Annotated in this window: 5 protein-coding genes and 2 pseudogenes; 2 read left to right on the top strand and 5 right to left on the bottom strand. The window is 49.8% G+C overall.

Features of this window, described 5'->3' with window-relative positions; genetic code table 11:
- The 4 genes and pseudogenes from hcp-2 to D908_RS12250 form a co-directional block, all read right to left on the bottom strand.
- Positions 1 to 291: pseudogene (hcp-2, locus tag D908_RS12235) on the bottom strand (type VI secretion system effector Hcp-2); the annotation flags it as partial.
- A gap of 304 nt (positions 292 to 595) precedes the next feature.
- Positions 596 to 2,785, bottom strand: a complete 2,190-nt coding sequence (glgB, locus tag D908_RS12240; RefSeq protein ID WP_005523798.1) for a 1,4-alpha-glucan branching protein GlgB — start codon at positions 2,783 to 2,785, stop codon at positions 596 to 598.
- A 212-nt stretch (positions 2,786 to 2,997) separates the two neighbouring features.
- The gene (gene malQ, locus D908_RS12245) at positions 2,998 to 5,178 is read right to left on the bottom strand and encodes a 4-alpha-glucanotransferase (RefSeq protein WP_005523797.1); all 2,181 of its coding nucleotides are present in this window, start codon (positions 5,176 to 5,178) and stop codon (positions 2,998 to 3,000) included.
- A gap of 86 nt (positions 5,179 to 5,264) precedes the next feature.
- Positions 5,265 to 7,718, bottom strand: coding sequence for a glycogen/starch/alpha-glucan phosphorylase (locus tag D908_RS12250; RefSeq protein WP_005523796.1), 2,454 nt, complete (start codon positions 7,716 to 7,718; stop codon positions 5,265 to 5,267).
- A 577-nt stretch (positions 7,719 to 8,295) separates the two neighbouring features.
- Between D908_RS12250 and malT the strand changes: the two are divergent.
- Positions 8,296 to 11,003 (top strand): annotated as a pseudogene (gene malT / locus D908_RS0119155) (HTH-type transcriptional regulator MalT).
- A 68-nt stretch (positions 11,004 to 11,071) separates the two neighbouring features.
- Here the strand turns inward: malT and D908_RS12255 are convergent.
- On the bottom strand, positions 11,072 to 11,428 hold the full coding sequence (locus D908_RS12255) for a YibL family ribosome-associated protein (protein WP_005523795.1): 357 nt from the start codon (positions 11,426 to 11,428) through the stop codon (positions 11,072 to 11,074).
- 154 nt (positions 11,429 to 11,582) lie between these two features.
- On the opposite strand from D908_RS12255, the gene D908_RS12260 reads away from it, so the two are divergent.
- On the top strand, positions 11,583 to 13,244 hold the full coding sequence (locus D908_RS12260) for a methyl-accepting chemotaxis protein (RefSeq protein ID WP_005523794.1): 1,662 nt from the start codon (positions 11,583 to 11,585) through the stop codon (positions 13,242 to 13,244).
- The last annotated feature ends 32 nt before the right edge of the window (positions 13,245 to 13,276 follow it).

Raw genomic sequence — 13,276 nt, 5'->3', positions numbered from 1 at the left:
TTTCAGCTCAACGGTTTTCAGCTTCTCACCTGAAGACAGTGCGTTGTACAGCAGAGGAACCGCTTTGTTCAGCGCGACAGTGAATTTGAATGGCTTGTGCACACGTTGGCCTGAAGGCTGACCAGATTGTGGGTCAGTCGGTACGGTCACGACGTGGTCAAACTGTTGCACCAGCATCTCATCTTCGTGGCCTTCAACGAATGAATCACCGATAGAGTCTGCAGTACATGCGCCCGCAGTGATAAGGCCCTGAGTTTGGCCATCGATAGAGATATAACATGGAGTTGGCATGGCTATTTCCTTTCTAAAAAATCATTAAATAAAATGAAAGCGTTAACGCGCTAAGCGCACCGTCGCCATAGAAAGAGCAAGGTCGATGCCAACTTACTTGCCATTTAAAATCAATGTGTTATTCAATCATCTCCATCAATAAAGCAAAAACCTGCCTGTCCTTGAGCAAGATCTTGCTTGGTGGGCAAAAAGTCTCGGCAGAGCGAAAACCGATCTCTCTGAAAAATCCCACCATCGGCGATAAAAAACCAACCCGCCGTAGCGGTTGATTGTTTGATGAGGAAATATCGAAAAGTCGCGAGACTTACTCCGCCATCCACTGATAAAACAGCGTCGCAAGCGGAGGAACACGCAATAACAGGGATTGATCTAAGCCTTCACTGCCCACGGCTTCGCTACTGACTTCCTGCAACACAGAGTAATCACTACCATTGTATTGCTTGGCGTCGGTATTGAGTAGCAGGCGGTAACGCCCCTCTTTGGGAACACCTAAGCGGAATTCCTGCTGCGGAACAGGTGTGAAGTTGGTGATCACTAACACGCGATCGCCAGCTTCATCCATACGCTCATGGGCGATCACACTGAGATCGGCATTATCTTGCAAACGCCACTCGAAGCCACGCGGATCGCAGTCAAGCTGATGCAGTGCGGCTTGTGATTGGTACAGATGGTTCAAATCACGCACTAGGCGCTGAACCCCAGCATGGCGTTCAAACTGAGTCAAAAACCACTGCAACTGACCATCGTGATTCCACTCGGCGGTCTGCCCTAACTCGGTGCCCATAAAGTTGAGCTTTTTACCCGGCTGGCCATACATATAGCCCAAGTAAGCACGCAAGTTGGCGGTTTGCTGCCACTCGTCACCCGGCATCTTGTACATGAGTGAGCGCTTACCATACACCACTTCATCGTGTGACAAAGAGAGCACGTAGTTTTCACTAAACGCGTAAATCAGCGGAAAAGTCAGGGTATTGTGGTGATATTTGCGATGAACCGGATCTTCTTTAATGTACGACAAACTATCGTGCATCCAGCCCATGTTCCACTTAAAGCCAAAACCTAACCCGCCCATAAAGGTCGGCGCAGAAACACCGGGGAAAGCCGTCGATTCTTCGGCGATCGTCATCGCATTCGGGAAGTGTTTGTACACTTCCTCGTTCATCCACTTAAAGGTGGCGATGGCGTCGTAGTTTTCACGCCCGCCATCAATGTTCGGGATCCATTGATCGTGACTGCGCGAATAATCGAGATAGAGCATCGAAGCCACTGCATCAACACGAATACCGTCGATATGGAACATCTCAAACCAATACAGCGCATTAGCAACTAAGAAACGGCGTACATGCTCACGACCTAGATCATAGATATAAGAATTCCAGTCTTGGTGCCAGCCGCGGCGTGGATCCGGATCATGGAATAGCGGCGTGCCATCAAAATTGGCCAGACCGTGAGAATCTGATGGGAAATGTGCAGGCACCCAATCAAGCACCACACCAATCCCCGCTTGGTGACACAAATCGACAAAATATTTGAAATCATCTGGCGAACCGTAACGGCTAGTGGGCGCAAACAGACCAACCGGTTGATAGCCCCAAGAGCCATAAAATGGGTGCTCCGCCACGGGCATCAGCTCAACATGGGTATAGCCCATATCAGCCAGATAAGGCACCAATTGATCGGCCAATTCACGGTAATTGAGGAACTCGCCGTTTTCGCCCCGCTTCCATGAGCCAACATGTAGCTCATAAAACGAGAGCGCTTGTTTACGCTTTTCGGTCACAGGGCGTTGCTGCCATGCACTGTCTTGCCACTGATAGCTTTGATGATCGTATGTGACGGAAGCAAAAGAAGGGTATTGCTCGGCATAAAAACCCCACGGATCGGCTTTATGCGGTAAGCCTTCTCCGTGTGGACCTTTCAACTCAAATTTATATTGAGTGCCTTCCAGTAAGCCGGGGATAAAAATCCCCCAAATGCCGTAATCAAGGCGTTGCATTGGGTGACGACGTCCATCCCACTGGTTAAATGCGCCAATCAAACTGCACGCTGCGGCGTGAGGAGCGTACACCAAAAAGCGTACACCTGAGACATCTTCGCCATCGCGTTCTAAAGTGACAAATTGCGCACCCATGTGGTGATACATCTGCTTCGGTGTGTGCAAATCATCGTATTCGGCATAAATGGTGTGGTATTGGTACGGATCGTCCAGTAACTGTTCAGTACCTTCCCAATCAACAGCCAATTGGTAGCGGGTAAAACGCAGGTTACGGCCATCTTTCAGAATAAAGCCGCCTTCACCTTCACGCTCTAACGCAACACGTGGTTCCCCTTCAACCACCAGCTCAACTTTATTTGCTCCCGGCATCCAGACCCGCAATGCGCCTTGTTCTGCGGGAATGTAAGGGCCTAAAAATGAAAAGGGATCAGCAAACGCAGCACGCGCTAACTGATCATAAATCCGTTCAGCCTTAAATGGCTTTTTTGTGATCTTCAAACCTAACTCCTAACCTAGCTAGCGAAACATTCCCTTCCGGCTTAAAGATTTGTGTGGTTCTGGGTCTATATCTTTAAGTTGTTTGGGTATAGCAGAAAGCCCGCAAACCGCGGGCAAAGCGTGTGTCCATCTTACCGGACTTATCAAGGAGGAAAGAGTGACCAACCCTCAACTTCTTTGGGTCATAGTTAAGAAATTGGTCACTGAGTTCCTTATTGGCTGGCTTTACCGCGGACTTCAGTCAGTCGAGCCGCAATGCGGTTCACTTCTTCGCGCGCAAAAATCTCGTCCAGATTCATGGAGAGCTTACGTCGCCAGTTCGGGTATTCGTTCACCGTTCCCGGAATATTGACCGGCTTATCCATCTCTAGCCAATCTTCCAACTGTACACTCAGTAGCGCGGAGGAACCTGCCGCTACATGCAGTTGCAGTGCTTCGCTCAGGTAGGAATCCATCGGAACCTGCGTGGCATCACGCCCCACTCCGGCTGGCAAATAACCGTGCCAAGCCACAGAATCGAGAATGCCTTGTTTGGATTTCAGGCGATCGTCAAACAAACCTTGCAGCTGCTCTTCATCCGGATAGAGGCCAATTTCACGTCCCATTTTGAGATCATCACAGTGCCAGAAACCGCGTAGGGTTGGCATATCATGGGTACAGAGTGCCGCCATCGATTGCTCCGCGTAATGCGCCGGAGAAACGTAACCGCCATCTTCCTTCGACGTTTCAAAGAAGAACACTTTGTACGAATGCACGCCCGCATCACGCAGTAGCTCAACGATTTCATCCGGCACGGTTCCCAGATCTTCACCAATCACACTGCACTGGTGGCGGTGAGATTCGAGAGCCAAAATCGCTAACATATCTTTGACTGGATAGTAGATGTACGCGCCTTTGGTGGCGTTTTCACCTTTCGGGATCCACCATAAGCGCAGCAAACCAAGCACATGGTCGATACGCAAGGCGCCGCAGTGCTTCATATTGGCGCGCAGCAATTTGATGTAGGCGTCATACGCAGTCGCTTGCAGCACTTGCGGATTGAGTGGCGGTAAACCCCAGTTCTGCCCCAAAGGCCCAAGCACATCTGGCGGCGCACCAATGCTGACATCTTGCAGCAAGTTGCCCTGATCGGCCCAGGTTTCGCTGCCAGAATCGGCCACGCCAACCGCGAGATCGCGATACAGGCCAACGGCCATGCCTTTCTCTTCCGCTAATGATTGCGCTTCATGGATCTGCGCATCAGCGATCCACTGCAAATACATGTAGAGATGAACCTGATCTTTCTGCTCATCAATAAATTTTTGTACCGCAGCACTGTCGAAACGGCGGTATTTCTCAGGGAAAACTGGCCAACCCCACACTGAAGCATCTTCCGCATGCAACTCGGCATGCAGCGCATCAAATGCCGCTTGATGCAGTATGCTCTCACCGCCCTGTTCCACGAAATTCAAGAAAGCATGAGCACGATCAGAATGTTTATCCAGATGACGCTTTTTGAACTCAGCAAACAACAGCGGTAACACGCTCATTTTCAGCTCAGCCACTTCGCTGTAGTTCACCCAATGGGCATCACGCACTTTTTGCAGGCGCAGCTGGAACTCTGGACTCCCCACTTTTTGCTGCGCTTCGGCACTGAGTGCGAACTCAGGCACAGAGCTGACATCAATGTACAGAATGTTCAACCAACGGCGAGAGGATGGGCTGTACGGGCTGGCGCCCTCAGGGTTGGCTGGGAATAGTGCGTGAATCGGGTTTAACCCGACAAAATCGCCACCGCGCGAAGCAATATCCGCCACCAACTGTTTCAAATCGCCAAAGTCACCCATGCCCCAGTTGTGCTGAGTACGCAGGGTATAAAGTTGAATGCTCGGTCCCCATAGCTTTTTGCCTTGTGCCAAGGCTGGTTGCTTGTAGCAAGCTTGTGGCGTAACAATCAGCGCCATTTCGTAAGGTGCTTTGCGGCGCTTACGGGCAATCAATAAGGTGTGATAACCGAGCGGTAGATCATTGGGCAACGCAAACACTAATGGGCCGCCTTCAGCGCGCTCATCACGTACAATTTGTGATTGCAGATAGCCTTCCAGCACCTCGCCTTGCTCGGTCTGCAAGCGCCAATCAAATTCACTTTCGCGCGCACTGACGCCGAGATAAAGCGGCACTTCAATCGCCGCACCTTGGTGCACCACGAGTACCGGATCCACCACATCTTTCTTGTGTTTTTTCTCAGCCGATTGCAGCAGGGCTTCATCGCTGCTGGTGTCATAGCCAAGAGACGCCAAAAGATGACGGATCGTGTCATCTTCTACTTGAGCTTCACTGCCCCACGCGCTGACATATCGATCGGCAATTTTTGCCATTTCAGCGACTTGTTTTAATGCATTGTCTTGATTCATCGCTCTCTCCGAAGGGACTGCTTTACCCTTCTATGTAGGGTATGTAGAAAAAGGTGAGCCAGAAGGATCTGACTCACCAAAGGGGCTTAACGCTGAACCGCGCTCAGTTTCCAAATGTTATTCACGTAATCACGGATACTGCGGTCGGAGCTGAATTTGCCCACTAACGCGGTATTGAGGATGGCTTTCTTCGCCCAGCCCGCTTGGTCACGATACTGTTTGTCGATCGCTGCATGCGCTTTCACGTAAGAGGCGAAATCCGCCAGCACCAGATATGGGTCACCGCCATCGAGTAAGCTGTCAAACGTTGCACGCAGTTTGCCCGGAGCACCCGGCGTAAACTCTTCGCCCACCAGCAGATCCAGTGACGCTTTCAATAGCGGATCGGCATGGTAGAAATCGTATGGGTTGTAGCCACGCGCTTTCAGTGCTTCTACGCCATCCACTTCTAAGCCGAAGATGTAGATGTTGTCATCGCCCACTTCTTCACGAATTTCGACGTTCGCGCCGTCCATCGTTCCGATGGTCAGAGCACCGTTGAGCGCCATCTTCATGTTGCCAGTACCGGATGCTTCTTTACCTGCGGTTGAGATCTGCTCAGAAACATCTGCCGCCGGAATGATGATTTCCGCCATACTGACGCGATAATCCGGAATGAACACCACTTTCAGTTTGTTGCCGATACGCGGATCGTTATTCACTTTCTGCGCGATCATGTTGATGGCGTAGATGATCTCTTTCGCCAAGTGGTAACCCGGCGCCGCTTTCGCCGCGAAGAACACCACACGTGGATGCATGTCAAAGCTTGGATCATTGATGAGACGGTGATAGAGCGACAAAATGTGCAGCATATTGAGGTGCTGACGCTTGTACTCATGCAGACGTTTGATCTGCACATCAAAGATTGCATTGGTATCGAGCTCGATGCCCATGTGATCTTTCACCCAATCGGCCAAACGCGCTTTGTTGGCTTTTTTCACTTCCATAAAGCGTTTTTGGAACGCGGCATCTTCCGCGTACTGTGCCACTTTGGTGAGTTGATCCAATTTCGCTGGCCACTCCTGACCAATCTTCTCGGAGATGAGCGCAGACAAATCTGGGTTACAGAACTTCAGCCAGCGACGCGGCGTGATACCGTTGGTCACGTTCTGGATTTTGCCCGGATAGAGCTCAACAAATTCAGGGAACAGGTCACGCTTCACCAATTCAGAGTGCAGCGCGGCTACGCCGTTCACCGCATAAGAGCCGACCACACACAGGTTGGCCATACGCACCATACGGTGGAAGCCTTCTTCGATAATGGAGAGCTTTTGCTGTTTCGCGACATCACCCGGCCATTTGGCACGCACTTCTTGCAAGAAGCGATGGTTGATCTCGTAAATGATCTCCATATGACGTGGCAGTAAGCGTTGGATCAACGATTCGCTCCAGGTTTCCAATGCTTCTGGCAGCAAAGTATGGTTGGTGTACGCGAACGTTTTCGAACAGATCGCCCACGCCGCTTCCCAAGACATCTGCTTTTCATCGATCAGAATACGCATCAGCTCAGGGATCGCGATGGTTGGGTGCGTATCGTTAAGCTGAATGGTTTCGTATTTCGGCAGATCCGCCAATGCATGACCTACGGCTTCATGGCGACGCAGAATATCGCGCACCGATGCTGCACTGTGGAAATACTGCTGCATCAAACGCAGGGTTTTGCCTTTTTCGTGGTTGTCGTTTGGATACAGAACTTTGGTGATGTTGCCTGCATCGATCAACGCGTGCTGCGCTTCAAAGTAGTTACCGTTGTTGAAGCTTTCCAGTGAGAAAGGCGCGATTGCGCGACATTCCCACAAACGCAGCGGGTAAACCGTATCACTTTGGTAGCCAACGATCGGCAAGTCCCATGGCATGGCTTGCACTAACATGCCCGGCACCCAACGACGTCGCTCTTTGCCATTGTCGTTGACCACTTCAACGTGGCCGTAGAAGCCAATTTCTTGCTTCAGCTCAGGACGCGCCACTTCCCATGGGTAGCCTTCAACACCACACCATGCATCAGGGGCTTCTTTTTGGCGGCCTTCTTCGAAAGACTGTTTAAACAAACCATATTCGTAGTGCAGACCGTAGCCTACGGTTGGGAATTCTTGCGCCGCACAAGAATCCATAAAACAAGCGGCAAGACGCCCTAAACCACCGTTACCCAATGATGGGTCGCGCTCTTCTTCCAGTAAGTCAGTCAGGTTTTGGCCGAGTTCTTCCATTGCTTGAGCAACCGCTTCGTACACACCCATGCTGATCAAGTTGTTGCCGGTTAAGCGGCCAATCAAAAACTCCAGCGATAGGTAGTTCAAACTTTTACTATTGAGGATGCGTTCATCCTGCTCGGTTTGCAGCAAATCAAAGGTGGTAAATTCAGCAAGGGCTCGTCCCATCGCCAAGTACCATGCACGCGCCGAAGCATGCTCTACCGTCGTGGCGTAGGTCGCGGTTAAATGGCGCTTCACGTTTTCTTGGAACAACTTCTTGTCAAACTGTTTCTGTTGAGTAGGTTTCATTGTGAACTCTCACTTTTTGGTTCTAATCCATCTGAGCTCTATCCTGCCTTTACGACTTTGGCAAAACATCCTCCTACTTTTCTCATCAATTGGGAGGAGGAACCAAGGCGTAGAGGCGCAGGAGTCCGGTAGTGAGTGATCTAGCTCCCATCAATGCTCAGTGCAGCCAGAGATAGCAGTGATTCGGATCACACCACCCGCCGATTAACCATAGCTAGGCTTTATGAAAGTTCGGAAAACACTGAGCATGACATTTGTCCACTCTGCTAAATAGATCACAATAATTTTGCTTCTGTTACCGAAGTTTCACTCCATTACGTAGAGGCCTAGACAATATCCTTGCTCACAGGAAGATTGATTAGTGATGAAAATCACAAATATGGGGCGTAGTTGTGAGCGAAACGTGAAGGACCCAGAAAACTCAGTATGGATCTATAAACGCACCGAATGACTTCAAGTAACATTCGTCCATCTGAGTGTGATACGCCTCGCGTATTCACCTCCACCCTACGCTTGAAACTTGCGTTTCAAGTTAAAAGAGCATGAGGCTCTGACTGAAATAGACGAGAGAAAGAAGATGTGGATCCCTTCGAAACTGACTCGCCCGGGACGTTTGCATAACGCCATCGTCCGCCCCCGTGTTCTGGAATTATTGCAACACGCCACCTGCTACAAATTAGTGCTATTCCGCTCACCGGCGGGTTACGGCAAAACCACCATGGCGGCTCAATGGCTTTCGGATAAGCCCAATGTGGGTTGGTACAGTATTGATGATAGCGACAACGATCCGTTTCGCTTCATGAACTATCTGCTGCAAGCCATTAATAAAGCGACCCACAATGCCTGCCCCAACGCACAAAAATTAGCGGAGAAGCGTCAGTTTTCCTCACTACACTCGCTGTTTAGTGAAGTGTTTGCCGAGATGGCTGACTACCACGGCGAATGCTATGTAGTGCTGGATGATTACCATCTGATCAGCGATGAAGCCATTCACGAAGCGATGCGCTTTTTCTTAAAACACATGCCAGATAATTTAACGCTGGTGGTGACGAGCCGCTCAACGCCACCTTTGGGTACCGCCAATCTGCGCGTACGTGATTTAATGATTGAGATCGGCAATGAGCTTTTGGCTTTTGATACCGAAGAAACCACGCGCTTTTTCAACCAACGCGTTTCCGATGGGATTGATGCACTGACCGCCCATCACCTGCGCGATTATGTGGAAGGCTGGCCTTCAGCAATGCAGCTCATCGCTCTACAAGCGCAGCATCAACACCGCACGCTGGCTCAAACCATCGAATCGGTTTCGCATTTTAATCATGCCCACCTTTGGGATTATCTGGTCGAAGAAGTGTTTGATCTGCTCGATGATGAAACACGCTATTTCTTGATGCAGTGTTCGGTACTCGACCATTTTGACGATGCCTTGGTGAGTAGTTTGACTGGGCGTGATGATGCCTTGGCGATGATTGAGTCTCTCAACCGATTTGGACTGTTTATCTCGCCACTGGAAGGGGAAACCAACTGGTATCGCTTCCATAATCTGTTTGCCGAATTCTTAGCACACCAACGCCAAGCACGCATTCCACAGCAAGAGCAAGATTTGCAACGCGCCGCCGCCAAAGCATGGTTAGAAGCCGCAACCCCTCACCAAGCCCTGCGTCATGCGCATTCAGCGCAAGATAGTGAGCTACTGGCGAGCATTTTGAGCCAGTTTGGTTGGAAGATGTTTAACCAAGGTGAGCTCGAAGTGTTGGAAGCAGCCATCAATCAACTGACTCCAACTCAACTGTATAGCGAGCCAAAATTGTGCATGCTGCAAGCGTGGCTGGCACAGAGTCAGCACCGCTATAACGATGTAGCGCATTACTGGCCAAAGCAGCGAAAGAGATGAAAGCGCTTAACGTCGAACTCTCAACCAAAGAGCAAGGCGAATTTAACGCGCTGCGTGCGCAAGTCGCCATTAACCAAAACGAGCCAGAAAAAGCACTGGAACTCGCCGAACTGGCCTTAAGCCAGCTTGACCACACCACGTATCGCAGCCGTATTGTCGCCACTTCTGTGGTTGGCGAAGTGAACCACGTATTAGGTCATCTCAGCCGCGCACTCTCCATGATGCAGCAAACGGAAAAACTGGCGCGCCAATATCAGGTGTATCACCAAGCTCTGTGGGCACTGCTGCAGCAGAGCGAAATCCTACTGGCGCAGGGTTATGTGCAAGCCGCATACGAAGTGCAGGATAACGCGTTCAAGTTAATTGAAGAGCAACAGCTGCACCAAGTTCCGTTGCATGAATTTTTGCTGCGCATCCGCGCGCAAATTTTATGGTGCTGGAACCGCTTGGATGAAGCCGAGCAAGCCGCTTACCAAGGGCTGAGCGTGCTAGAAAACCATTCCCAAAATAAACACCTGCACTGCTATTCCATGCTGGCCAGAATCGCTATTGGCCGAGGTGAGCTGGATAAAGCCGGACGCTTTATTGAGCAGATCCAACACCTGCTCAAGCAATCTACTTACCATGTGGATTGGACAGCAAATGCTTCGCTCTCTTTGCTGCTCTACTGGCAAGCCAAAGAGAACAGCACCGAGATCCGCCAATGGCTGCAATCCAGCATTCGTCCCGATAAAGCGTGTAACCACTTCTTCCAATTGCAGTGGCGCAATATCGCCCGCGCGCAGATCCAATTGGGTGAACTGAATGAGGCACGTGCGACTCTAGAATTTATTCAGGAGCAAGCACAGAAATATCAGTTAGTCACCGATACCAATCGTAACCTGATTGTGGAAGCGCTTTTGGCCATTACTGAAGGGGATGATCAACAAGCCAGTGACAAGTTAAAACAAGCACTGCGCCTGACCAACCAAACCGGCATGATTGGTAACTTTCTGATCGATGGTGGCAAAATTGGTCATTTGCTGGAGAAACTGGTTCAAAAAGGTGAGCTGGGGGATTTGGAGCGCCATCGCGCACATCTGCTGCTCAAAGAGATCTCAACGACTCAACGCAGCCGCTCCATCCACTTTGACGAAGAGTTTGTGGAAAAGCTGGTCAATCATCCGAATATTCCCGAACTGGTGCGCACCAGCCCACTCACGCAGCGTGAATGGCAAGTGCTTGGGCTTATCTATTCCGGTTTCAGTAATGAGCAGATTGCCCATGAGTTGGATGTGGCGGGTACAACCATTAAAACGCACATTCGTAACCTGTATCAGAAACTCAATATCGCCAATCGCAAAGAAGCGGTACACACCGCCGAGCAGTTATTGCAATTGATGGGCTACTAAATTTGAGTCAAACAAACGCAAAAGAGCCAGCAAACGCTGGCTCTTTTTATCTCGATTCTTTGCCGTATTTAGAATGGCTTAGGCGCGAAGCCCGTCATCACTTCGACACGCAATGCTTTACCGATTTTGGTGGTTGGGTGCACGATCACCAAGCCTTTCACCGACTTTTTCAGCTTACCCAAATCCGCTTGCTCAAGCTTAGTGAGTTCACGCGAGAAAGGCATATCGGCGATCGTTTTACGCATTTTATTCAGATCGTAATCTTGTTTTCCTTTCACGCTATTCAATCGCTTAGTCAGAGTTTCTAATTCATCGGTGAACTTGCTGATCATCTCTGAATCGGCGCGACTTTTTGCGGCATCCAACTTACGACGGCAAGTATCGATGCGATTGTTGAGTTGTTGAATATCGGTTTTGAGGTTCATGATTGTCGCTCTATCGAACAGAAAGGGCGCAGAGTATAGCATGGTAAATGGACGAATACCCAAACAACTTCCTGCCTCAAACTACACAAGCCTCTCTTTTGAACTAGGCTTATTAAGAAAGTTCTCATCACAACTAACTATCTGAGTACCCATTATGAGCCTAACCATTCGACAACGCTTGTACATCCTTTCATTGGTGCCTTTGCTCATAATAGCGCTAAGTATGATGTACTTTAGCTTTAATGAAACCCGCCTGTTAAGCCAAGAGCAAATGAGCAATACCCGCGAAGCGATGATGGAAATGAAACAGGCCGAACTCAAATCCTATCTACAGATTGCCGATACTGCACTGAATCCACTCAAAGCACGCCAAGCATCGCTGGATGAGGCACTGACTGTGCTAAGTGAAATCCAGTTTGGACAAAATGGTTATATCTTTGGATACGATTCTCAAGGCACTCGCTTACTACTGGGTAAATCCACCAATGGATTGGGCGAGAATTTTATGAATATGCAAGACACCCAAGGTAACTATCTGATCCGAGACTTAATCAAAAACGCCAGATTAGATCAGTTCACAACTTACTATTTCCCAAAACCGGGCGAACAAACACCATTACCCAAACTGAGTTACTCCGTTTATCTTCCTCAGTGGGATCTCACCATAGGTACTGGGTTTTATACCGATGATGTCGACGCCGAAATAGCCGCCATGGAAGCCCGTGCTGAACAGCAACTCGAGCATGGGTTATACACACTTGGCAGTATTACAGCCGTCATTGTGGTGTTGGTGAGTATCATGGCCATTCTTATCAACCGCAGCATCATGCGCCCCCTCGAGCTATTCGATGCTTCAATCAGCTCTTTTGCCAGTGGAGATGCCGACTTAACCGCCCGAATGGAGAACTTTAGTGTTCCTGAGTTTGCTAAGTTGAGCTCCAACTTCAACCGCTTTGTAGAGAGCCTGCAAAATATCATCAAACGGGTGAATCAGGTGGGGCAACAGGTCGTTGAAGAAACCAATGCAATGAGTCAACGTGCTGCACAAGTAGATAGCTTGGCTTCCAATCAACGTGAAGAGACAGAGCAAGTGGCGACCGCGATGACAGAAATGACCACCACAGCGCAAGAAATTTCAAGCAATGCCAATAATGCCGCTCAATCCGCTCGTGATGCCGAAGACAACGCAACCGATGTTCACAAGATCGTTAACGCCGCTGCACGTTCCGTTCAGTCGCTAGCGGAAGAAGTAGCGGACGCCAGTAGCGTGATTGCCAAACTGGAAGGCGATGTCAACAACATCACCTCTTCACTGGCGGTCATTCAAGACATTGCAGAGCAAACCAACTTGTTGGCACTGAACGCCGCAATCGAAGCTGCAAGGGCGGGCGAGCAAGGACGCGGCTTCGCCGTGGTTGCTGACGAGGTACGCAAACTTGCCAGCCGTACCCAAGAAAGCACGCAAGAGATCCATACCATGATCCAACAGCTAAAGTCTGGGTCAGATGCAGCAGTTAAAGCCATGGAATCAAGTCAGCAACGCAGTATTTCTACCGTACAAGAGGCGAATGCTGCAGCCGAAGCGCTACAAAAAATCCAAGCTTCCATTGGCACCATTATGGACATGAACGCACTGATCGCCACAGCAACCGAAGAGCAAAGCATCGTCGGCCAAGAAATCTCACAACGTATTGTGGTGATATCCGATCAAAGTAGCGAATCTGCGACGCTCGCAAATCAAAACCGCCAAGGTAGCCAAACCTTGAATGGACGCGCTCATGAGCTGTATGAGTTGGTGGCACGCTTTAAGGTATGAGATGTTTACAGTGTAAATTGATTCTCTATGGT

The sequence above is a fragment of the Vibrio mimicus CAIM 602 genome, assembly GCF_000338875.1.
Classification (GTDB): Bacteria; Pseudomonadota; Gammaproteobacteria; order Enterobacterales; family Vibrionaceae; genus Vibrio; species Vibrio mimicus.
This window is presented reverse-complemented; position numbering and strand designations above follow the sequence as displayed.

Coding starts and splice junctions, on each gene's coding strand:
- D908_RS12255 (WP_005523795.1), bottom strand. CDS start 11,428: ATGAACCTCAAAACCGATATTCAACAACTCAACAATCGCATCGATACT.
- D908_RS12250 (WP_005523796.1), bottom strand. CDS start 7,718: ATGAAACCTACTCAACAGAAACAGTTTGACAAGAAGTTGTTCCAAGAA.
- D908_RS12260 (WP_005523794.1), top strand. CDS start 11,583: ATGAGCCTAACCATTCGACAACGCTTGTACATCCTTTCATTGGTGCCT.
- malQ (WP_005523797.1), bottom strand. CDS start 5,178: ATGAATCAAGACAATGCATTAAAACAAGTCGCTGAAATGGCAAAAATT.